The following is a 24,590-nucleotide window of genomic DNA, read 5'->3' on the forward strand; positions in this document are numbered from 1 at the left end:
GCCTTTTTTTACCAAACAGCTCATTACGTTAGATTGAAAATCGCTACGGAAAGCCTTTTTTCAACAACTAAAATGACGTAACATTGAGACACTCTATCTGAAATAAAATTTCTGTTATTAGCAATTAAAAGTTAGACGAAACACATTTTCGAGAAGAAAATATATTGAATCGTATGTTACATAAAAAAATAAGCCATCAGCCAAAAAATCGAATGATTTTTGTGGTTGACGACTTATTTTCTGAAGTTACTTTACCTCATTCTACTGTTTATGAATAACATTTTTTTTACTTCGCAATTACTGTGCATTGAAATTCCAACGCATACTGTAGACTGGATTCAATGTATCATCCAAGCTTTCAAAATCAAAATCTTCGCCAACAGAGCCAAATAATGAGAATGAGAAGGAAGTACTATGGCCTTCAACCGTTCCTAATTCTCTACGGTTATTGAGATTTTTCCCGTCTGTGATCAGCATCACTTCCTGATCATTCAGATTGTTCTTCATCCCTAGATCGATCTCCGTCAATTCATCCGTATCTGCTTGACTGACCATGGAACTGACAGAAACTTTCACTGGACGTTCCGCATTGTTTTGGATTTGATACGTCGGTGACACGATTCCTTTGCTTTCTTTACTTTCTGCAAATGAAACATTCATCGGAATCGTCACATCGATGTATTCAGACGTGTCTTCTAAGATTGTGACTTGACTATTCAACGTTCGGCTATTACCCGCTTGGTCCGTCAAGGTGACTGTCACGCCATACGTTCCTACTTCTAAATCTGCGAATGCCGCATTGTTTTCATACGCTACTGCAACTTGAATGTTCGGTGTTAAGGTCCAATTATCTGTCGGTTCACCATCTAAAAACTCATGGGGTGCTGGCTCTTCTTGACCTTTCGTGAAGACGAGTGGATCTTTAAGTGTTCCATCAGGTGCTGTGGTATCAACGATATGAACCATTCCACCAGTGATTCTCGCCACATTTCCAGCTTCATCTGTTGCATTGATATTCACATGATGATACTCGTTAACTCCATTCGGCTCTAAATTGAACAACTGCCGTTCATTTTCTAGTTGAATATTTTCTAACTCTGTCCAATTATCGGCTAAACCGTCAATCAACGAACGTAATTCGGCTTGTGTGAAATCTCGTTCACGAGTAGCTTCAAAAGTTGTCCATGGATTTCTTGCTGTGCCAGTCGGAGCTTCTGTATCGATCACTCGATAATTGACCGGATATTCTGTCTTGTTACCTCGTGCATCTTGCAGTCGGACCTTCGCATCATACACAGTCGTTGAAGGTGCCACATTGACGATACTCACGATATCGCCTGCATTGTTTCGCAAAGAAAGATCGATTTGATCCGAGGTGGTCACATTATCCAGTGGATCTTCGGTAAAGAAGCGTAACAAATCCTCCCTCGTCAACTCATCTTTTCTGCGTGCTTGGAAATCAACTGGAGCCGTCACGACATTTCCAGTTGGGCCTTCATTATCGCCTGCGAGGAATCGAACTTCTTGTAAATTTGTCTGATTCCCATGCTCATCTGTTAAACGAATATAGCCAGTGTACTCTTTGAATTCCATGTCATCTAAGGCAAATTCATTGCCATTCTCATCTTCTAACTCAATTTTGATATTTTCTGGTAACGTCCAGTTATCGTCAGGCGTTCCATTGAAAAATTGTAATAAATCAGCTCGTGAGAATGTATTGGATGAATGAGTTGAAAAGTCGATCACTTCATCTTTGAATGATGCTGTTGGTGGTAAAGTATCAACAACCCGAATCATTGCATTTGAAAACCTGCGACTATTCCCAAGTTCATCTATTGCCGTTATATTTGCTGGATAATATGCATTATCCCCATTAGGCGCATAAATCGAAAAATTAAAATCCGTTTGTAAACGAATCTTTTCCGCTTCTGTCCAATTATCTTCTAATTGACTAAATAACTTGCGCAAATCGTCTTCACTCAAATCTTCTTTACGGTTTGCTTCAAAGAGCGTCCAAACTGTCTTAACTGCCCCTGTAGGTGCTTCCGTATCAATCACTCGATAATTCACGGAATATTCCGTCTGATTATTTGCTTGGTCTTGTAAACGAATCTTCGCATCATACACGGTATCTGACGGTGCGACATTGACAATACTCACGATATCCCCAGCGTTGTTTCTCAAAGAAAGATCGATTTGATCTGAGGCTGTCACATTATCCAGTGGATCTTCGGTAAAGAACTTCAATAAGTCCTCTCTCGTCAACTCATCTTTTCTGCGTGCTTGGAAATCGACTGGTGTTGTTACGACATTTCCAGTTGGACCTTCCGTATCGCCAGCAAGGAATCTGACTTCTTGTAACGAGGATCGATTTCCTGCTTCGTCTTCTAAACGAATATAGCCGGTGTGTTCTTTAAATTCCATGTTACTTAAATTAAATTCATTGTCATTCTCATCGACCAATTGAATGTTGATATTTGCTGGCAACGACCAATTGTCTGCTGGATCACCAGTTAAAAATCGTAATAAATCTGTTCGTGAGAAAGTAGCTGAAGTATGGGTTGAAAAATCAATCACTTCATTTTTAAAAGTAGCGGTTGGTGCTTGGGTATCAACGACTCGATATTTCACCGCGTAGTCAGTCTGATTGTTTGCTTCATCCTTTAGACGAATCGTGGCATCATGGATCGTTGTTGTTGATGGAGCAACATTTTTGATACTTACGGTATTTCCAGCACTGTCTAGTAATGAAATATCGATTTTATCCGCTGGCGTATGAATGTCTACTGGACCATCGATAAAGAACCTCATAATGTCCTCTTTCGTCAAATCAGCCACTCTGGTTGCTTCAAAATCGACTGGTGTAGTCGTGACGTTGGCTGTCGGTCCTTGATCATCTCTTAACTGGAATTTCACTTCTTGTAAGTTTGACCAATTCCCAACTCCATCTTCTAATCGAATATACCCTGTGTGAGTAAGCAATGGATCTAAACCATATAAAGAGATCGTCCACCCTCTACTATCCACTAATTGGATTTTGATATCATCTGGTAACGTCCAGTTATCGTTCAAATCATCATTCATAAATTGTATAAGATCCGAACGGGTTGGTACATTCATTGTCTCGTTAAAAAGACCAGTAAACCCTGATTTAACTGTCCCAGTTGGAGGTCGTGTATCCATCACATAATAATTCGTCGTATGTGTCTCTGTCACTCCTGTCGTTTTATTTCTCAAAGTAATATCCATATACCCACGAGCGTCTGGTCGCCAGCCTTCAGCTGGAGAAGCAACAGAATACTCATAGTTATTAGGATCATCAGGTAACTTTTGGAACCACGACCGAATTTCTGCCTCCGGCATAGTGACAGGTGCACGTTGCGCTTCGATTGGAATATTATTCCCAATCACAGCAGATGAACGACCATCATCAATTTCAAGTGTACCGATTTTTTCATTCGTATACGTACGATTCGTCAACTTTCGTGGCGTTGCAATGTTCGTATATTGCGTCGCAACCCCTGTCGCACCTAACGTAACGTTCCCACGAACCTCAACTGGTGCGGTTGAATTACTCGTTGCGACTCTTTTGACAGTTATATTGATTGTTGCAGAATAGGAACTGGTCGTGACAGTTCCTGAGATAGTGATATCGGAGCGATTCGAAGAAATATTCGACAATGAGTACGTATTATTGTGGATTGAATGATTTCCATAATACATCTGTGTATAAAATTCATCCGGCATCCCAGCTGGACTATCTGTTACGATCGAGGAAATCCAGCCGTTGCTCCCATTGACACGTTCCACCATTGAATGTGTTGGTACATTTACGGAAAAAGTTGTCGTCGAATTAACGGCTGTACCTAAAGTGATTTTTCGGTTGATCGCATTTTGCAATACACTTTCTAAATAGGAACTCCTACCATGGTTGGTCAATTGCGTGAGATTTTCAGGCGTTTCATTCCAAGCTCGTAAAGAATTCGCCAAAGGATTTTCATCAATAAGCGGTACTTCTGACACCTCTGTTGGTACTTCATCGGTTACAACAGGGGGGGCTTCTTCTACCACAGGGATTTCTTCCTCTTCCGTAGGGGCTTCCTCCACGACTTCAGCTGTTTCAGGAGGGGCTGATTCAGCTGAGACTTCTTGTTCCACTCCTTCTTGAACGATCGGTTCTTCCACGATGTTTTCTGGTTGTTCTTCAGACAAATAGCTTTCTGGCTGTTCTTCTATGATTTCCGTACTGGCAATCGGTTCGTTTTCTATGGCGAATACTGTCGATGGCAACAAGGTATGTTGGAACAATAGAAATGAAGCAGCTAGAACTCGTATTTTTTTTGCTTTCAAAAATCCTGTCCTCCTCTCTCTTTTGTTAGAATGTCCATAAAAAAACTGACTGCGTACATTTTTTGATCAAAAGTAAAGATTATGTATGAGTAAAAGAACTATGTGCTTGATCGAAAAAATTAGATCCAATACGCATGTTCAGGATAGATATTTTGCAAAATTCATCCTTCGACGATCAAAAGATTGGCTATGTAATTGCTTTTCTAAGTTGCCCTCTTTCTCATTCTCAAAACATCCAAAAAATAACGCACATTCCACATTAGAATTATCCACGATTTTATTCGTGTAAAAAAATCTTTTTCTCCCTTTAGAGTGGTAAAACAATTGAGCATTCAGCGATAGATTGAACAATAATCTGGATTTTTACGCCTTCTTTTACCGTATGGATTGCAACGTCGTATCCCTGTTTGCTATAGATAGCCGTTTTTCTAGCTTCTACTATAAATGGATGAAGCCTTTTGACTGAAACAAAATTTCAGTTTATAGAAATTTTTGTCTCAACACGATACCTTTCTCGGTAACTATTTTGAAATCAAAACGAATAAAAGCAAAAAAACCACTATCCACAAAAATTGAAACAATTTTTGTGGATAGTGGTTTTTCACTTGAAGTTGAACGTTTCCGTCCTATTTTTATTATTACTGTGCGTTAAAATTCCAACGCATACTGTAGATTGGATGTAATGGATCATCTAAACTTCCAAAATCAAAGTTCTCACCAACGTTGCCAAATAGCGAGAAGGAGAATGAAGTATGACGCCCTTCGATCGTTCCTAGTTCTCTGCGGTTGTTGAGATTTTGTCCTGAGGAGATCAACATCACTTGTTGATCATTCAGATTATTCTTCAAACCTAGATCGATCTCCGTCAATCTTCCAGTATTTGCTTGACTGACCATAGAAGTGACCGAAACAGTCACTGGTCGTTCCGCATTGTTTTGGATTTGATATGTCGGTGACACGATTCCTTGGCTTTCTTTGCTTTGAGCAAATGAAACATTCATCGGGATCGTCACATCGATGTATTCGGATGTGTCTTCTAAAATCGTGACTTGGCTGTTCAATGTTTGGGTATTACCGGCTTGATCTCTTAATGTGACTGTCACGCCATATGTTCCTACTTCTAAATCTGCAAATGATCCATTGTTTTCATATGCGACTGTGACTTGAATATTCTGTGTTAAGGTCCAATTATCTGTCGGCTCCCCATCCAAAAAGTCACGTGGTGCTGGCGCTGTTTGTCCTTTCGTGAAGACAAGCGGATCTTTGAGTGTACCGGTAGGCGCTGTCGTATCAACGACACGTACCATTGCATTAGCGATTCTTCGTGAATTTCCCGCCTCATCTGTTGCTGTGATATCCACAGGATGAAAGCTATTGGAGCTGCTCGGCGATAAGTTATATAAGTTGCGATGATTTTCTAATTGAATGTTTGCTAGCTCCGTCCAATTATCCGCCAAATTGCTGATCAATGAACGCAATTCTGCTTGTGTAAAGTCTCGTTCACGAGTTGCTTCAAAAACTGTCCATGTCCCTCGAGCATTTCCAGTCGGTGCTTGGGTATCAATGACACGATAATTGACTGGATACTCTGTCTGATTTCCTCGAGCATCTTGTAAACGAACATTCGCATCATAAACAGTCGTTGAAGGTGCCACATTGACGATACTTACAACGTCCCCTAAGTTATTTCGCAAAGAAAGTTCGATTTGATCTGAGGCGGTCACATTATCCAGTGGATCTTCTGTGAAGAATCGCAACAGATCCGCTCTCGTCAACTCGTTCACTCGGCGTGCTTGGAAATCGACCGGTGTCGTAACGACATTTCCTGTCGGTCCTTCGTTATCACCTGCGAGGAAACGGACTTCTTGTAAATCAGTCTGATTCCCATGTTCATCTGTTAAACGAATGTACCCAGTGTACTCTTTGAATTCGATATCATCTAAAGCAAATTCATTCCCATTCTCATCTTCTAACTCAATCTTGATATTTTGTGGTAACGTCCAATTATCATCAGGCGTTCCATTGAAAAATCGTAATAGATCAGTTCGTGAGAAGGTATTTGATGTATGACTCGAAAAGTCGATCACTTCATCTTTGAATGTTGCAGTCGGTGGTAAGGTATCGACAACTCGAATCATTGCATTTGTAAATCTCCGGCTATTTCCAAGTTCATCTGTTGCCGTTACATTTGCAGGATAGAACTCATTGGGTCGATTAGGTGCATAAATCGTAAAATTAAAATCCGTTTGTAAACGAATGTTTGCTGGTTCTGTCCAGTTGTCCTCTAATCGACTAAATAGCCTACGCAAATCTTCTTCACTCAAACGTTCTCTGCGGTTTGCCTGAAAAACTGTCCAAACTGCCCTGACCGCTCCTGTTGGTGCTTGGGTATCGATCACTCGATAATTGACTGGATATTCTGTCCGGTTACCTCGGGTGTCTTGTAATCGTACATTCGCATCGTACACGGTATCTGAAGGTGCGACATTGACGATACTTACAACGCCCCCTAAACTATTTCGTAAAGAAAGTTCGATTTGATCTGAGGCGGTCACATTATCCAGTGGATCTTCTGTAAAGAACCGCAACAAGTCTTCTCTCGTCAACTCATTCACTCGGCGTGCTTGGAAATCGACCGGTGTCGTAACGACATTTCCTGTTGGTCCTTCGTTGTCTCCAGCGAGGAATTTGACTTCTTGTCCACTTGAGCGATTACCTGCTTCATCTTCTAAGTAAAGATAGCCAGTGTGTTCTTCAAAGTCTAAGTCATTCAGATTAAATTCATCCTCATTCTCATCGACTAATTCAATGTTGATATCTGGTGGTAAAGACCAGTTATCGCTTGGATCACCTGTCAAGAATCGTAGCAAATCGTCCCGAGAAAACGAATTTGACGTATGAGTCGAAAAGTCGACGGTCTCTTCATTAAAAGTAGCCGTTGGTGCTTGAGTATCAACTACTCGGTATCGTGCCGAATACTCTCTTGTATTCCCTGCCTCATCGGTCAAACGAATCGTCACCGAATGTTCCGTCGTTGACGGTGGTCGATTGGTGATCGTCAGTTTTTCATTCGCACTATCCAACACTTCGACGTTGATATTTTCTGGCAATGACCAATTATCCCACGGCCCTCCAGTGAAGAAAGATAAAAGCTCTTCGTCACTTAGCTCCCCTTCTCTTCTTGCTTCCAGTCCTACGACATCTGTCCTGACATTCGCAGTAGGCGCCTCGTTATCAAACACTCTAAATCTGACTTCTTGTAAAGAGGAACGATTCCCTGCGGCATCTTGCAGTCGAAGATAGCCTGTTTGAACATCAGTCGACGGAGTGATTTCACTGAGATTAAGCGTTGAGCCATCACTATTGACTAGCTGTAATTGAATATTTGCTGGCAACGACCAATTGTCTTCAGGATTGCCATTTAAAAACGGCATCAGCTCATTTCGTGAAGGGTCACCCGATCGACGGGCTGCCAAATCTACCACGGCGTTGCTAAAATTAGCGGTAGGCGCTTGGGTATCGACTACTCGATATCTGACAATCGTTTCATTACCATCACTTCCAGGAGGACGGTAAGCTTCGCTTGTATTCCCCATCTCATCTTCAAACATCAGGCGTCCTATGTGAAGACGATTTCGATCAGGTGCGATACCTGTGAAAGAAGGCATAGGACGACCCATAAGATCGTTGAAAGTGATTTTTATATCGTCTGGTAACGTCCAGTTGTCACTCAATTCAGTAACTGCTTGAACGAGGTTCGCTCGGTCGATAGCGGCAGAGCCTCCCGATCTTCGAGCTTGTAAGTAGACGTCCGCCCTGGTGCTCCTTGCAAACGGCGCTTGGGTATCAATCACCCGATAATTCGTCGTATGTGTTTCCGTCACTGAGGTGGTTTTATTTCTTAATGTGACCACCATGTTTCCTGTTGTATCCGGTCGCCAACCTTCTGCGGGGGAAGCGACACTGTATTCATAGTTATCAGGATCATCCGGTAAGCGTGTAAACCATGAACGAATCTCCTCTTCACTCATCGTGATAGGTGCTCGTTGCGCTTGAAGCGTTATGTCTCTTCCAATTACTGCAGAGGAGCGACCATCATCAATGGCTAAGGTGCCGATCGTCCCAGTATTGTAACTAAGATCCATCACGCGCCTTGGTGTCGCAATATGAGTAAATTGTGTCGCAACGCCGGTCGTACCCAAGCCAACATTTGCACGGACAATAACTGGTGCTGTCGAATTACTCGTCTGAACTCTTCTTACAGTAAAATTGATCGTTGCAGTGAAATTCGTATTGATCGTGACATTCCCTGTGACAGTAATGTCAGAACGATTCGAAGAAATACCCGACAAAGTATATGTATTTCTATGGGTCGAATGGTTGCCATAATACATTTGTGTATAAAATTCATCTGGCATGCCGGCTGGGCTGTCTGTCACGATGGATGAAATCCAACCGTTACTTCCATTCACCCTTTGAACCATTGAATGCGTCGGTACCGTCACAGAAAAAGTGGCGGTTGCATTCACTGTATTCGCTAAAGTGATGTTTCGATTGATCGCATTTTGCAACACACCCTCCAGATAAGAAATTCTCCCATGATTGGTCAATTGTTCGACATTTGACGGCGTTAAGTGCAAACGTCCTAAATGGTTTGTCAAAGGATTTTCATCAATCGGTGGTAATTCAGAGACCTCCGCTGACTCCTCTGGTAATTCTTCTGGTACAACAGGTTCTTCTTCCTCGACACCTGGTGCTTCCTCCACGATTCCTGGGGTTTCAGGGATACTTGGTTCAACTGGTTCTTCTTGTGGTGGTTCTTCTTGGACGAGCGGTGCTTCTACTTCGGCCTCTGGTTCTGCTTCTGTTATGTAGCTTTCCGGTTGTTCTTCCACCAATTCTGTACTGTCTGCCATTTCATTTTCTATCGCATACACTATTGGTGGCATCAGTGCATGCTGGAATAATAGGAATGAAGCCGCAATCACTCGTATGTTTTTTGCTTTCAAAACTTCTGTCCCCCTCTCTTAGTTTCAAAATAAATATTTACATCTTCTGAATACATCGATCTGTGGGATCAAATGGTAAAACTATGTAAAAAGGTAACGCTATGTGCTTGATCGAAAAATCTCGGTTGATATTTCCTATTAGAGATAAGCGATGTATTCAGGTGAATTATGTTCGTTGGATCGCTACAATTTGATTAGAAAAAGCTTTTAAAAAAACAATGCAAATGCTATCTAAATGTAACGTTCCTGTTAAAATTATCCACAATTCTCTAATCGTAATAAAATCTTTTTTTACCGTCAGAAAGGTAAAAAAACACTTTCAACAATAAATACATCTTGTAATCAACTACTTTCAACCATTGTTTTTACTGAGTTATAACAATATCACACCTTTATAGGCAAGGGACGATTCTCATCAACCGAAATTTCCTTTGTGTGGGAATTTCTAAAAAAAGTCACCTCCTTAGGAAATTCATGTGAACTTCCCAAGGAGGTGACGATTTATTTTATTCTTTTATTTGAACAAACGATAATTAATTAGCAACGATATTGACTAATTTATTTGGAACAACGATGACTTTTCTGATCGTTTTTCCTTCAAGTTGTTCTTTGATGTTCTCATCAGCCATTGCTGTTTTTTCTAATTCTTCTTTTGATAAGTCACGTGCCACACTAGCTTTTGCGCGAACTTTTCCATTGATTTGGAAGACTACTTCTACTTCGTCTTCGATCAAAGCAGCTTCATCATAAGTTGGCCATGGGGCATAAGAAAGATCTTGTTCATTGCCTAAGATTGCCCATAGTTCTTCACCGATATGAGGAGCGATCGGTGCAAGTAATTGCACGAAGCCTTCGATATATTCATACGGTAAAGCATCGACTTTGTATGCTTCATTGACAAAGACCATCAGTTGAGAGATTGCTGTATTGAAGTGTAGATGTTCGTAATCCTCTGTCACTTTTTTGACTGTTTGATGGTACACTTTATCAAGTTTACCGTCATTAAGTGTCGTGATACGATCACGCATTTTATTGTTTTCGTCCACGATCAAACGCCAAACACGGTCTAAGAATTTACGACTGCCTTCTAAGCCGTTTTCACTCCAAGCAATTGACGCATCTAGTGGCCCCATGAACATTTCGTATAGACGTAACGTATCTGCGCCATAAGCTTCTACAACATCGTCAGGATTGACGACATTGCCACGAGATTTAGACATTTTTTCGTTGTTTTCTCCAAGGATCATACCTTGATTGAATAATTTTTCAAAAGGCTCTTTCGTTGGTACGACACCGATATCATAAAGGAATTTATGCCAGAAGCGTGCATACAATAAATGAAGTACAGCATGTTCTGCGCCACCGATATAAATATCAACTGGTAACCAACGTTCTAGTTTTTCATAGTTGGCTAATTCTTTTTTATTGTGCGGATCGATATAGCGTAGGTAGTACCATGAGCTTCCTGCCCATTGTGGCATCGTATTCGTTTCACGACGACCTTTTTTGCCGGTTTCTGGATCAACGACATTGACCCACTCATCAATGTTTGCTAATGGTGATTCCCCTGTACCACTTGGTTGGATGTTGCTTGTTTTTGGCAAGCGTAGTGGCAGCTCTTCTTCAGGTACAGTCGTTACTGTGCCGTCTTCCCAATGGATGATCGGGATTGGTTCACCCCAATAACGTTGACGAGAGAATAACCAGTCACGCAGGCGATAGCTGACTTCTTTTTTCCCAACACCTTGTTCTTCCAACCATTGATTCATCGCATCGATTGCTTCTTGTTTGTTCAGTCCGTTCAAGAAGTCAGAATTGATATGCGCGCCATCTTCTGTGTAGGCAGCTGTTGAAATATCGCCACCTTCGATGACTGGTAAGATTTCTAGATCAAACGTTTTTGCAAACTCATAATCACGTTCATCATGTGCCGGTACTGCCATGATTGCGCCTGTTCCATAAGAAGCTAACACATAGTCAGCGATCCAGATAGGGATTTCTTTGCCATTTACAGGGTTGATCGCATAAGCACCTGTGAAGACGCCTGTTTTTTCTTTGGCAAGGTCTGTTCGTTTAAGATCTGATTTTTTCGCTGTTTCGGCGATGTAAGCTTCGACTGCTTCTTTTTGTTCAGGTGTCGTGATCTCACGAACCAAGTCTAGTTCTGGCGCAAGTACCGAGTAAGTTGCCCCGAATAACGTATCCGGACGTGTCGTAAAGACTGTATACTCTTTGTCTGTTCCAGCCACTTTGAACGTCACGTTCGCTCCCACTGAACGACCGATCCAGTTGCGTTGCATTTCTTTGATGCTTTCAGGCCAATCAACAGATTCTAGATCATCGATCAAACGATCCGCATAAGCGGTGATTTTCAGCATCCATTGACGCATTGGTTTGCGGATGACATCATAGCCTCCACGTTCACTTTTACCGTCGATCACTTCTTCGTTTGAGATCACTGTACCTAGTTCAGGTACCCAGTTCACGGCTACTTCCGCTTCATAGGCTAACCCTTTTTCGTATAATTTAGTAAAGATCCATTGTGTCCACTTGTAGTATTCTGGATCTGTCGTATTTACTTCACGGTTCCAATCGTAGCTAAAACCAAGTGAATTGATTTGGCGACGGAACGTTTCGATATTTTTTTGCGTAAATTCTGCTGGGTCATTTCCTGTATCTAACGCATACTGTTCTGCGGGTAGACCAAATGCATCCCACCCCATTGGATGTAGTACGTTGAAGCCTTGGCTACGTTTGAAACGAGCAAGGATATCTGTCGCGGTATACCCTTCTGGATGTCCGACATGCAGTCCTTGTCCTGATGGATACGGGAACATATCCAGCGCATAGAATTTTGGTTTATCCGGTTCATCATGCGTATTGAAAGTATTGTTTTTTGCCCAATATTTTTGCCATTTCTTTTCGATTTCCTTGTGATTATAGCTCATCTTGAACCTCCTGTTTTGATGTAGTGACCTATCCTGTAGTCCCTGCCCACGAAAAAACAAAAAAATCCTATAAAAAGATTGCTCTTTTTATAGGACGTAATCTACGTGGTACCACCTAATTTTGCCTTGCTAAACAAGACCTTGAACGTTGTAACGGTCGTCACCGCCTCTGCTTACTGGAAGAAATCGTTCAGCAGGTGCAACTCAAAGGCGAGTTCAAAAGCGTCCGTACACATTTTCACCAACCATGTGCTCTCTATAACTTTCGACTTTTTACTACTTCCTTTTCAAACGTTGAACAACTAAATTTTTAGTAGCTTCATAGTAACAAATATTAGCGAATCCTTCAACTATTATTTCAGTTGAAGCGATTATTTTGCAACGATCAAGCTTTGACCTGGGTAGATGAAGTTATTTTGGATGTTATTCCATTCGATCAATTGTGCCATTGTAATACCATGGCTATCTGCCACGCCCCAAACGGATTCTCCAGCTTTCACCGTATAACGTTTGCCCTCATTAGAAGTAGGCGCTACTGTTGTATTGCCTTTTTTCACGATCACTTTTTGACCTGGATAAATGAAATTGTTTTTGATGTTGTTCCATTCGATCAATTGATCCATCGTGATTCCATGTTTATTGGCTACACCCCACACAGATTCACCGGCTTTAACTGTATAGATCGTATCACCAGACGTTGATGTGTTTGTCGTTGCTGACGTATTTGGTGTACTTGGTGTTGGTGTTGGTGTCGCTGTCGGTGTTGTCGTCGGCGTAGCCGCTGGTGTCGCTGTACTGCCACCTTTTACGATCAGTTTTTGACCTGGATAGATAAAGTTGTTTTTGATATTGTTCCATTCGATCAATTGGTTCATCGAAATACCGTTTTTATTGGCTACACTCCACACAGATTCTCCAGCTTTGACCGTATAAGTCCCTGAGCCTTGGCTTGCTGTATTTGATGTAGTTGTGTTGTTAGCAGGTGTTGAAGTTGCCGTATTCGTTGAAGCAGTACTTGAAGAACCGCCATTTGAAACGACTAACTGCTGACCTGGATAAATAAAGTTATTCTTGATGTTGTTCCATTGGATCAACTGTGCCATTGAGATACCATGTGCATGGGAAACGCCCCAGACAGAATCCCCTGCTTTGACCGTATATCTTGCACCAGAAGCTGGAGTACCTGTACTTGGTGTTGACGGCGTTGACGGTGTTGTACTTGGTGTCGAAGGTGTGCTTACAGAAGCCCCACCATTTGAAACGATCAAGCTTTGACCTGGATAAACAAAATTATTCTTGATATTGTTCCATTGGATCAATTGCGCCATTGAGATACCATGCGCATTTGAAATGCCCCAAACAGAGTCGCCTGCTTTGACTGTATAACGTGTACCAGATGAATTGTTAGTTGTCGTTCCAGCAGAACTACTACCTGCTGAAGTCGTATTGTTTCCTGAATTTGTTGTTGAAGATCCGCCAGCTGTTCCGCCTTTGATCGTCAATTTTTGTCCTAGATAAATAAAATTATTTTGGATATTATTCCATTCGATCAATTGTGCCATTGAGATACCGTGTGCATTTGAGATGCCCCAAACTGAATCACCAGATTTAACTGTGTACGTTGTTGAACCAGTACTTGTACTTCCACCAGTATTTCCTGTGTTCGTACTTCCTGTGTTCGTACTTCCTGTATTCCCTGTATTGATCGTATTGCCGCCGCCAGTAGTTGCTCCACCGCCTGCGTTTCCAGTTGCTGGTGTATCATATTTCGTCAAACCATACGTCATGATCAAATTGTTTAATTTTGTCGCATAGCTTGGGTCCGTCGCATAACGCCCTGTTAAGTAGGCAGTTGCATCCGTATAAGAACGTGTATTGCTCTTCCAAGCGCCCGCATAGTAGTAGCCATTACCAAATGAAGTATTTCTAAGTACATAGGCATTGTCACTAAAAGACTCTGCGAAAGAAGGATAACGACGGAATGGTTCTTTTTTCGTCACCCATTGGTTATTCAAGAATTCAAGCGTATCCATATAAACAGTTTGTCCTTGGTAGCTTCCTTTGATCCCAAATAAATTATGATACGGCGCACGTGATAATGTACTGCCTCCCCAACCACTTTCAACGACTGCTTGTGCGATCATCACTGAAGCGTATAGATCATTCGCATTAGCGATGGGTTGTGCAAATGTGGCAATTTCTGTGATAAATGCTGCGGTATTGATACGTGAATTCATTTGAATTGGCGTTTCATCAGCGTTTACAGCTACTGATTGTAGTACTGGTGCTACTGCTGAACAGCCAACCATTGCGGTTCCGACGATTGCCGCACTTCGCTTCACTTTACGGTAACGCTTTGCTTGTTCCAGACGTCTGCGTTCTTTTCGTCCTACTAATTCCTTTTGCATATACTATCCTCCGTATTTAATTACTATTATATATTCTTAACAATAATTATAACTTCTCTTAAAATTTATTAAAAGTTATTTAAGACTATTACGATGTTTTGTAATCTATATGTAATCTTTCGTAATTTTCCAGTTTTGCGCATTTGTTAACCCTTTATTTAAACGATATGAAGTTATTAAATTATATACGTCAATCTATTTTTAAAATTAAATATGTCAGTTATATTACTTTAGAGTTGCCATTACATTACAAATCGCATAACAAATCATTTTTCTTCTTCGATCTAAGATCAAAGGAATAGAAAACTCTTGTTTTTCCTTCTTAAATAAATGCTATAATAATGGAGCATGAAGGAGGAATAAAATGAAATATAAAAAAGCCTTCCAAGTTTCAGCCGCAAGCTTTTTCTTGCTTTTTTTAGCTTTGAGTCTGCTTGTCTTATTTCGCGTTGAACTATTATCTGATTTTGATCAGACGTTGACCCATTGGATACGTATCCCTTATCCTGACTGGAATCCATTTCAGCGCTTTATCACGACATTTGGAAATGCCACAACGGTGATTTTAGTATTCGCTTTAGTTGCCTTTTGGCTATGGTTCAAGAAAAAAAGAAAAGAACTCTATTGGTTCGTCTTCAATTTTGTACTGGTTGCCGGGATCTTCAACCCACTGATCAAACTATTGGTGATGCGTGAGCGCCCAAGTTTGCAACATTTAGTTGTCGAAACGACCTACAGTTACCCAAGTGGACATGCCGCCACAAGTATGATCTTATATGGCACCTTGATTTTTTTGATGCCTTCGTTGATCAAGACGAAAGAATGGGTGTGGATGATCCAAGTATTATTAGGTGTACTGATTGTAAGCATTGGCGCTAGTCGTGTGTATCTAGGGGTCCATTATCCGAGTGACATCCTTGGTGGGTATAGCTTGAGCCTTTTCTGGATATGCTTGTCTTATCCTTGGTATGTCCAACAACGTTTACCATTCATACATTCAAACAGAAAGAGGGGTTCCTAATGGATTTTCCTTATGCAGGAGGAAATAAACGATACCATTCGTGGAATTATGCGTTACGTCATGAATTTGGTGGGAAAATTTTTAAAGTACCGATCGACGGTGGTTTTGATTGCCCCAATCGTGACGGTACAGTGGCTCATGGCGGATGTACGTTTTGTAGTGTTTCGGGATCTGGCGATATGATCGTTGCCCCAGAAGATCCCTTGCCTATCCAATTTCAAAAAGAAATCGATATGATGCACAAAAAATGGCCACAAGTGGACCAATACATCGTTTACTTTCAAAATTTCACGAACACACATGCACCTGTTGAAGTCATTCGTGAACGCTTTGAACAAGTCATCAACTTGCCTGGTGTCGTTGGTCTATCGATTGGTACCCGACCAGATTGCTTGCCTGATGAAGTCGTGGATTACTTAGCTGAATTGAATCAACGTTTATACTTATGGGTAGAACTAGGGTTACAAACCACTTATGAAGAAACCTCCGTCTTGATCAATCGGGCACATGATTATCAAACGTACCTAGACGGTGTAGCGAAACTACGGAAACACAACATACGCGTATGTACGCATTTGATCAACGGTTTACCGGGAGAATCATTGGATATGATGCGGGAAAATGTCCGACGAACGATCTTAGATTCTGATATCCAAGGCATCAAACTACACTTGATGCACTTGATGCGTAAAACAAAAATGTTACGCGACTATCATGAGGGAAGACTGCAATTGATGAGTCGAGCCGATTATGTATCGGTCATTTGTGACCAGCTCGAAATGATTCCTCAAGAGATCATCATTCACCGTTTGACTGGTGATGCTCCGTGGGATTCGTTGGTCGGTCCAATGTGGAGTTTGAAGAAGTGGGAAGTCTTGAATGCGATCGATGAAGAAATGATTCGGCGCAATAGTTACCAAGGGAAATATGATATTCGAAAAGGAGTCAAAAGCGGATGTTGAAAACAGCACTGCATTTTAGTCATACGCTATTGGAAGAGATTATTCAACCGGGCGATTATGTGATCGATGCCACGATGGGCAATGGACATGATACTGTATTTCTTGCGGAAAAAGTTGGACGAACTGGTCAAGTGTATAGTTTTGATATCCAAAAACAAGCACTCGAAGCCACCCAGCAAAAATTGATAGAAAATGATCTGACGGAACGAGCAACCTTGTTTTTACAAGGACATGAAACTATCGCTGAGGTCATTCCTGAACAACAGCTAATCAAAGCCGGCATCTTCAACTTAGGCTATTTACCCAAAAGTGATAAATCAATCATCACTCTTCCTGAAACGACAAAAACAGCGATGGAAGAAATCTTGAAACGTTTAGTTCCACAAGGTCGAATGATCATCGTCGTTTATTATGGCCATGAAGGTGGCGAAGCAGAACTAGACATGGTCCAAAGTTTTTGCCAAGCACTACCTCAAGAACAATTCAACGTTTTGAATTATCAATTTATCAACCAAAAAAACAATCCACCGATCTTGTATTGTATCGAAAAAAAGAAAGTACGTAACTAACAAAACCGCCTTATCTTCTAGTGTGATAAAACTAAGAAGATAAGGCGGTTTTTGTTAGACGACCGTAGCCAGCGATTTCTTACTAGCTACTCACTTAATGGTTTTGTCCTATTATTTAAAAAAATATTGCTTTACCATGCGAATGATCAACACCGTAAAACCTACTGCTAGAACAAAACCGATAACTGCGATGATTATTCCTAAGATTCCCATGTTGTTCTCCTTACTGTGTTCTATGTATTACTTGCAACCGCTCATTACATCTGCAAATGGCTGGATTGTAGAATTGCCAAAAAAGACAACAAGCCTATCCGTTAATTCATATTGAAATGTAAAAGAAAACCACTAGTCCGCCAGCTAGTGGTTTTTGCTCGCTTAGCCATCACTTTTTTAATTCTTGCTTTCTGCGCTGTTTTAATGGGAAAGTAAATGCCTAAACAGTTACCTTCTCTTAGTATTCTTTGAAAATGTCACATAACTTTTTATCCACTCTTCCACACTTATCTTACGAACTAATTCTCCAATAAGGGAATAGGGAATATGTTTAGGATTACTGAAACGAATGCAACTTTTCCCCATATTTAGTTTCGTTGGAACCTGTTTTTTATATTCTTCATGAAACCAATTTAGTAGGTCTTTATTCCCTATCAATCCCATATGATAAAGCGAAAGATGATTTTTTTGAGCAGCCAGACTAATAAATGGTAAAGGCTCATACGTTCGATTCAGATACCCTTCAGGAAAAGTTTCTAACGGAACCACATACGTTGGCATCCCATACTGCATCTTCAAAACAAATCCCTCTGGTATATTTTGTTCTATGACCTTAGCTAATTCAAAATAGGCCTGCTGCCATTTACTTTCAATACTTTGGCTATATTCTTCAAGTTCATCCATAGGATTCTCCTTATCTAACTATTTTTTTGCTAGTCAGTTGGAACACTTTCTGATATTAAATCCAAATAAATAGCGGAAACAAAAGATCCTCTTTAGAAAAAAGCTGGTAGCCACAAAAATCGGAAACCTAATTTCGTGGATACCAGCTTTAAAATCGAGGCTACATACTTCTATCTTGCCCCTGCTTGATTGTTTTAGTGAAACTTTGACTTACTCAAATACAAACTGATTATGATACAACTCCGCATAGAAGCCCTCTTCGGCTAATAATTGATGGTGGTTGCCTTCTTCGATCACTTTACCGTCTCGTAAAACAACGATACGATCGGCGTTCAGGATCGTCTTCAAGCGATGGGCGATCACAAAGCTTGTACGACCTTTGATGGCTTCATCCATTGCTTTTTGGATTCTTGCCTCAGTCACTGTGTCCACGTTACTTGTTGCTTCATCTAAGATCAATAAGTCTGGATTCGTAATGATCGTGCGCGCAATACTGATCAATTGTTTTTGCCCTGTACTGAACAAGTTGTTTTCCTCTGAGACATGTGTTTCGTAGCCTTGTTCTAATGTTTGGATAAAGTCATGGATATTTGCTTGTTTGGCTGCATTGATGACTTCCTCGTCGGTCGCATCTGGTTTACCAAACACAATATTGTCTCGGATCGTACCTGAGAAGAGAACCGATTCTTGTAGCACGATGCCAACATGTCGACGCAATTCGTCCAAGTCATACTCACGAATATCTGTCCCATCAATGCTCACAGAACCACCGTTCACATCGTAGAAACGATTCAATAAGTTCATGATCGTCGTTTTACCTGAACCAGTTGGTCCAACTAAGGCAACCATCTCACCTTTATTGACGTCGATAGAGACATCATTTAACACTAGTTTTTCTGGACTATAACCAAAGTCAACGTTCGTCAATGATAAGCCTTTTTCAATACCTGTGAAGTTTTTACCATTCTGCGGTTTCACTTCATCTTTTTCATCAAACATTTCATTCAATCTTCGTGCTCCAGTGATCGCTAATTGGATCATGCTGTAACCTGAAGAAATCTGCATCAATGGTTGATAATATTGTTGTGAATATTGAACGAATGTAACCACTAGCCCTAATGCGACAGAACGTTCCAAGTCGCCGTTCAAGGCTAACCAACCACCAAAGAAAATCACGATGGCTGTGTTGACTAAAGACATGCCTTGCATCATTGGAAAGAGCAAGCCTGAATACGCTTGTCCTTTAAACGTTGCTTCACGAACGGTTTTATTGTGCGCTAAGAAACCTTCGATCGTTTCGTCTTGAAGTCCGTTTGTGATGATCACACGTTGCCCACTGATTTTTTCATCCATATAACCATTCAATTTACCGACTTCATCTTGTTGGATGTCGACATATTTACGGGCTTTTTGGATAACAAGTACAGCAATCAAAATCGCTACTGGTGTCGAAGCAATCGTTGCCCAAGCAAGTTGGACATTTTGTCTGAACATCATGATCAAGATCCCCACTAATAAAACAGCATTTGTGATCACTTGAAGAAGTGCTTGGTTCAAACTATTTTGGATATTATCCAAGTCACTCGTAAAACGGCTAAGGATCTCACCATCTTGATGCGAATCAAAAAAGCGGATCGTTAATTTTTCTAGTTTATTGAATAATCCAACACGCATACGGTTCGTCGATTTTCCGACGACTTGTGTAAATAAGATACTATAAATAAAATTCGCTGCACTGGCTAAGACATAGAACATCAAGAGTCTCCAAATAATTGAAAGGAAACTACTTTTATCATCTACGCCTTGCATCAAGGCACCGATGTAATTCGCTAATTCCTGGAAGGCTTCCCCAATATATTGAGGTGCTTTCACTTGTAAGTACGTTGCTGCAATCACCGTAAGAAAGATAAAGAAGAAGGAAACCTTGTACCGCTTCAAATAATGATAGAAAAACTTACTTGCTTTGATCAAATCAGTCATGGCTACTCCTCCGTTCCTTTTTGTGTTTCAAAAATCTCTTGATATACTTGATTGTTGGCAACGAGTTCTTCGTGTGTTCCTTCACCCACTAATTTTCCTTCATCTAAGACTAAGATGCGGTCTGCTTTGACAACAGAAGCAATTTTTTGGGCGATAACAATCGTTGTCGTTTCTTTCAACTCACGATCAAGCGCTTCTCGAACTAGTTTTTCAGAACGAGCATCCAATGCACTGGTACTGTCATCAAGAATCAAAATCTTAGGCTGCCCAATGACACCACGTGTGATCGATAAACGTTGTTTTTGTCCACCAGAAAAGTTGCTGCTTCGCTCTTCGACTGGTGCTTCATAACGATCTGCTAACTTTTCGATAAACTCTTTCGCTTGCGCAATCGAAGAAGCATTCTCCATATCTTTTTCTGTCGCATTCTTATTGCCTTGTCGTAAATTCTGCGCAATCGTTCCGGAGAAAAGAATGGCTTTTTGTAAAACAAACGAAACCGTTTTTCTTAAACTATGTTCGTTCACTTGGCGTAGATCGACACCACCAACTTCTACTTTCCCTTCCGTTGGATCGAACAATCGTGGGATCAATTGTGCTAAGGTTGATTTTCCAGCACCTGTGGCACCAACGATACCAACCATTTCACCAGGTTCAATTGAAAAAGTGATATTTTTGAGTGTATCTGCATCATCTCCAGGGTAACGGAAAGATACATTTTCAAAACGAACAGAACCAGTTAATTCTTGTTCAGGTACATCTAAATAAGTTAAGTCGGGTTCAGTATCTAAGATCTCTTTGATCCGTTTTAATGAAACCGCAGCTCTGGAAGTCATCATCATCATCATTCCACCAATGATGATCGCCATCATGATCTGCATCAAATAGTTCATAAATGAAGCAATACCGCCAATCAAAGTCGGATCATCTTTTGCAAGATCACTCACAAAAAAGATTGCCCCTACCACAGCTAAGTTCGCTGCTAACATGAAAGATGGGATCATTACTGAAAATAATGTACCAACTATGATGTTATGCTTCGTTAAATCTTCACTGACTTTGCTAAATTCTTTTAGTTGATTTTCTTCTTGGACAAACGATTTGACGACACGAATACCCATTAAGTTTTCTTTTGCGATACTATTTACTTTATCGATCAATTTTTGGATGATCATAAAGTGCTTGCCCATACGTGTAAAGGACAGTGCTGTGATCAATAAGACTGCAACGATCAAAAGAACGATGATCCACCACAATTGAGGCATCGTTGTCATCGCAAGAATAAATGCGCCAATAAACAGAAATGGGATACGGAACAACGATTGTAAGGAAATCATGACTAAGTTTTGGATCTGAGTAATATCATTCGTCAAACGTACTACTAGATTTCCAGCAGAAAACTGTTCGATATTCCCAAACGAAAATGTTTGGATCTTACGAAATGCTTCCTCTCTGATATCTGCACTGACACCTTGAGCGACCTTAGCAGAAAATATCGTATTCGTGACCCCAGCTGCTAAACCTAGGAGTGCTAAACTAATCAAAGAAATGCCGATTGATCGCATTTCGTCGCTGTCTTCGGTGATGATTGCTTCTAGTACTTGTTGTAACAACTTAGGTTGCCATAATGCAGCTGTCACCATCAGTGCGACAGAAAGCAAAGAAACAAAAACAGCCAATCGATAGTTTTTTGCATGTTTTAAAATAAGCTTCATATTTGTGACTTACACCTCTCTTTTATTAGAATAAACCGACCTATTTTATAATGAGTAAAAATTAGACCGACTAACAATTTACCATGTTTAAAAAAAGAAATCAACCTGTAATTTTAAAACGCTGGAACTACTTTTATGATAGACAGAAAGTTTGAAGCACCTGTTTTTAAATCTCCTTTACTCCCTTCCTGATTTTTCTCTTTGACACCATAAAAGGTACGTTATCGAATTTCTCTTTATTATCCATATGTCCAACAAAATTAGCACCTATTTTGCTCGAACCCACAAAAAAAGAAGTGACCATTTTTGGTCACTTCGGTAATCTTTTTCCTATTCTTTGTTGAACAACCATGCGAGTGCTCGTTGAATCCATTGATCCCAAAAAATCCAATCGTGCTCACCGGGCCCATGTTCGAATGTCACATCGATGTTGTTTTCTTTTAATGTCTCGGCCATCTCTTGATTCGCTTGATAAAGAAAATCTGATTCTCCACAAGCGAGATAGATGCGTGGCGCTTCTTTGCCGCTACTTGCTAATGTTTCGACAAGATAGGCTGGATCATTGACTGAACCTTGAATACGATCTAATGGTCCAAAGATCCCTTCCCAGAATTTCGCTTGACGGATCATTAGTAGATCTTCCATTCGATTGCCTACCGACACAGCACCAGATAGAGAAATGATCGCTGCAAACTGTTCCGCTTTCGCTAAACCGAGTTTCAATGCGCCGTAGCCACCCATAGAAAGCCCAGCTGCATATGTTTTTTCGCGCTTCGTCGTTAACTGTGGGAATAACTCATGACAGATCTCTGGTAGTTCTTCTGAAATGAAGGTCCAGTAGTTCATGTCGTAAGTCGTGTCCGTGTACCAGCCTAAATCAGTCGATGGCATGATGACAGCCAATCCATAATCTGCCGCATATCGCTCAATCGAAGTTCGGCGTTGCCATACGCTATGGTTGCCTCCCATCCCATGTAACAGATAAAGCACAGGAACGTCTGTCGTATTTGCTAACGAGCTTGTTCCAATCACTTTTTTCGTGGTCTGAGGTAAGATCACATTTAGATTTACTTCCATTTCTAACACATTTGAATAAACATTTGCTTGGATAAATGCCATATGAATGTCGCCTTCTTTACTTTATTCAGATCATTTTTCTGATTACGATCTGTCAATTTACTTGTATTCTCTTATTGTAGCATTTTTTTGTCGGATTAAAAATGTCAAGCCTAGCGCAAGAACGACTAACAATAAGCCCACTAGATAGACTTGGTGTAGCCCATGATACAAAATCTCTCGTAATGGCGTTAATATTTCTGTATCGATCAATTTTGCTGTTTGTGGATTGACTAGTTTGTTCATGATATCTGGATCGTCGGTCAATTGGCTTGTAGCTAGTTCGGCTTGTGTGACTCGATTGATCAACAACCCAAAAACAGCAACCATCACTGTTTGACCGATCGTACGCACTAGCGTATTGAATGAGGTAGCGACTCCTAGTTGTTCTGAAGGCACACTGTTTTGCGCACTGACAGTAGATGTCGTCATCGTAATCCCTAATCCAACACCAATAACGGTTGAAATCAAGAAAAACCATAAGAAGTTACTTTGAAAAGGCATCAACCAAAGTCCTGCGCCGCCGATGATCGTAATGAGCAACCCGATGCGTAATACTTTGTAAGTCGTCATCTGTGTCATCCACTTACTTGCTAAGAATGAACCGACCATCCACACCAGTGAAAGTGGTGCTAAGACTAATCCACCGATTGCCGCATTAAGTCCTAATACCCCTTGCATCCACATTGGGATGTAAACATCGATTCCCATTAAAAAGCCACTAGCTAAAGCAGCCGCTGCATTCACGACGACAAATAACGGATTTCGGAATAGATCAAGCATAATGACCGGATCTTTTGCCTTTTTCTCCACAGACAAGAATAGGAAAAAGCAAAGAACACTACCAACTAATAACGCCAACACAAATGGAGTCAGCCCCTGATCACCGAGTAATTGAAACCCTAATAAAAGTAACACCAACATGAACATCAAGCTAAAGCTGCCTTTCAGATCCATTGGTTTTGCTTCACGCGTTGTTTTTGGTTCATTGAGGTAGAACCAGATCAACGCCATTAGTAACAAACCGATTGGCACATTGATAAAGAAAATCCAATGCCAGCTCAACGCTTCAACAATAAAGCCACCAGCTAAAGGTCCAAACACGCTGGCAATGCCCCATGCTGAACTATTTAGCCCTAATACTTTTGCCCTTTTTTCAATCGTATAAAGATCGCCAATGATCGTCAATGCGACTGGCATCATTGCGCCTGCGCCCATTCCTTGGATTGCACGGGAAATGATCAAACCAATCATCGATTGGGAAAGTCCACAAAAGAGCGAACCAATAATAAATAATAGCGTACCAAAAATAAAGATTGGTTTTCTGCCAACTTTATCTGCAAGTTTCCCATAGATCGGTGTCAACATCGCATTCGTTAATAGATAAATCGAGAATACCCAGTTCATCATTTCCATTCCGTGCAGTGATCCAACGATCGTTGGCATCGCAGTTGTCACGATCGTTCCTTCAATGGCGGTCATAAACGTAGCGATAAATACGCAAATCGTTACGACTGTCACGTTTGTTTTTCTTTCCATTTTTACGCTCACTCCCTTTTAGTCCCTAAAATCATTCAAAACGTAGCATCTGCCTCGAAAGCTTCGACTCGAATAA

General features: G+C 40.9%; 12 protein-coding genes and 1 other annotated feature. Of the genes, 3 read left to right on the plus strand and 9 right to left on the minus strand.

Annotated elements, in window-relative coordinates:
- Positions 1 to 297: 297 nt before the first annotated feature.
- The 4 genes from DOK79_RS04405 to DOK79_RS04420 all read right to left on the minus strand — a co-directional run bounded on the left by DOK79_RS04405 (position 298) and on the right by DOK79_RS04420 (position 14,715).
- Positions 298 to 4,350, minus strand: coding sequence for an Ig-like domain repeat protein (locus tag DOK79_RS04405; RefSeq protein WP_206853954.1), 4,053 nt, complete (start codon positions 4,348 to 4,350; stop codon positions 298 to 300).
- A 638-nt stretch (positions 4,351 to 4,988) separates the two neighbouring features.
- Positions 4,989 to 9,359, minus strand: a complete 4,371-nt coding sequence (locus DOK79_RS04410) for an Ig-like domain repeat protein (protein WP_206853766.1) — start codon at positions 9,357 to 9,359, stop codon at positions 4,989 to 4,991.
- 533 nt (positions 9,360 to 9,892) lie between these two features.
- Positions 9,893 to 12,307, minus strand: coding sequence for a leucine--tRNA ligase (gene leuS / locus DOK79_RS04415; RefSeq protein WP_206853769.1), 2,415 nt, complete (start codon positions 12,305 to 12,307; stop codon positions 9,893 to 9,895).
- An 87-nt stretch (positions 12,308 to 12,394) separates the two neighbouring features.
- Positions 12,395 to 12,608 (minus strand) — a binding site (T-box leader).
- A gap of 70 nt (positions 12,609 to 12,678) precedes the next feature.
- Positions 12,679 to 14,715 carry a muramidase family protein gene (locus DOK79_RS04420; RefSeq protein WP_206853771.1) on the minus strand — a complete coding sequence of 679 codons (2,037 nt, stop codon included), beginning with the start codon at positions 14,713 to 14,715 and terminating at the stop codon, positions 12,679 to 12,681.
- Positions 14,716 to 15,079: 364 nt separating this feature from the next.
- On the opposite strand from DOK79_RS04420, the gene DOK79_RS04425 reads away from it, so the two are divergent.
- The 3 genes from DOK79_RS04425 to DOK79_RS04435 are packed head-to-tail and all read left to right on the plus strand — an operon-like array spanning position 15,080 to position 17,267.
- Positions 15,080 to 15,736, plus strand: a complete 657-nt coding sequence (locus tag DOK79_RS04425) for a phosphatase PAP2 family protein (RefSeq protein ID WP_206853773.1) — start codon at positions 15,080 to 15,082, stop codon at positions 15,734 to 15,736.
- On the plus strand, positions 15,736 to 16,698 hold the full coding sequence (locus tag DOK79_RS04430) for a TIGR01212 family radical SAM protein (RefSeq protein WP_206853774.1): 963 nt from the start codon (positions 15,736 to 15,738) through the stop codon (positions 16,696 to 16,698). Before DOK79_RS04425 ends, DOK79_RS04430 begins: the two co-directional genes overlap by 1 nt.
- Positions 16,692 to 17,267, plus strand: coding sequence for a class I SAM-dependent methyltransferase (locus DOK79_RS04435; protein WP_206853775.1), 576 nt, complete (start codon positions 16,692 to 16,694; stop codon positions 17,265 to 17,267). Before DOK79_RS04430 ends, DOK79_RS04435 begins: the two co-directional genes overlap by 7 nt.
- 441 nt (positions 17,268 to 17,708) lie before the next feature.
- Here DOK79_RS04435 and DOK79_RS04440 read toward each other — a convergent pair whose 3' ends face one another.
- From DOK79_RS04440 to DOK79_RS04460, 5 genes are all read right to left on the minus strand, one after another.
- Positions 17,709 to 18,164 (minus strand): DUF1801 domain-containing protein, encoded by a 456-nt coding sequence (locus DOK79_RS04440; RefSeq protein ID WP_206853777.1) that lies wholly within the window; start codon positions 18,162 to 18,164, stop codon positions 17,709 to 17,711.
- Between the two features lie 210 nt (positions 18,165 to 18,374).
- Positions 18,375 to 20,144, minus strand: a complete 1,770-nt coding sequence (locus DOK79_RS04445; RefSeq protein ID WP_206853779.1) for an ABC transporter ATP-binding protein — start codon at positions 20,142 to 20,144, stop codon at positions 18,375 to 18,377.
- A gap of 2 nt (positions 20,145 to 20,146) precedes the next feature.
- Positions 20,147 to 21,859, minus strand: a complete 1,713-nt coding sequence (locus DOK79_RS04450; protein ID WP_206853782.1) for an ABC transporter ATP-binding protein — start codon at positions 21,857 to 21,859, stop codon at positions 20,147 to 20,149.
- 330 nt (positions 21,860 to 22,189) lie between these two features.
- Complete coding sequence (locus tag DOK79_RS04455; RefSeq protein ID WP_206853784.1) at positions 22,190 to 22,978, minus strand: alpha/beta hydrolase; 789 nt, start codon at positions 22,976 to 22,978, stop codon at positions 22,190 to 22,192.
- A 57-nt stretch (positions 22,979 to 23,035) separates the two neighbouring features.
- Complete coding sequence (locus DOK79_RS04460) at positions 23,036 to 24,514, minus strand: MDR family MFS transporter (protein ID WP_206853787.1); 1,479 nt, start codon at positions 24,512 to 24,514, stop codon at positions 23,036 to 23,038.
- Between the last annotated feature and the right edge of the window lie 76 nt (positions 24,515 to 24,590).

It is taken from the genome of Enterococcus sp. DIV1094 (assembly GCF_017316305.2).
Lineage (GTDB): Bacteria > Bacillota > Bacilli > Lactobacillales > Enterococcaceae > Enterococcus_B > Enterococcus_B mangumiae.

Coding starts and splice junctions, on each gene's coding strand:
- leuS (WP_206853769.1), bottom strand. CDS start 12,307: ATGAGCTATAATCACAAGGAAATCGAAAAGAAATGGCAAAAATATTGG.
- DOK79_RS04420 (WP_206853771.1), bottom strand. CDS start 14,715: ATGCAAAAGGAATTAGTAGGACGAAAAGAACGCAGACGTCTGGAACAA.
- DOK79_RS04425 (WP_206853773.1), top strand. CDS start 15,080: ATGAAATATAAAAAAGCCTTCCAAGTTTCAGCCGCAAGCTTTTTCTTG.
- DOK79_RS04430 (WP_206853774.1), top strand. CDS start 15,736: ATGGATTTTCCTTATGCAGGAGGAAATAAACGATACCATTCGTGGAAT.
- DOK79_RS04435 (WP_206853775.1), top strand. CDS start 16,692: ATGTTGAAAACAGCACTGCATTTTAGTCATACGCTATTGGAAGAGATT.
- DOK79_RS04440 (WP_206853777.1), bottom strand. CDS start 18,164: ATGGATGAACTTGAAGAATATAGCCAAAGTATTGAAAGTAAATGGCAG.
- DOK79_RS04445 (WP_206853779.1), bottom strand. CDS start 20,144: ATGACTGATTTGATCAAAGCAAGTAAGTTTTTCTATCATTATTTGAAG.
- DOK79_RS04450 (WP_206853782.1), bottom strand. CDS start 21,859: ATGAAGCTTATTTTAAAACATGCAAAAAACTATCGATTGGCTGTTTTT.
- DOK79_RS04455 (WP_206853784.1), bottom strand. CDS start 22,978: ATGGCATTTATCCAAGCAAATGTTTATTCAAATGTGTTAGAAATGGAA.
- DOK79_RS04460 (WP_206853787.1), bottom strand. CDS start 24,514: ATGGAAAGAAAAACAAACGTGACAGTCGTAACGATTTGCGTATTTATC.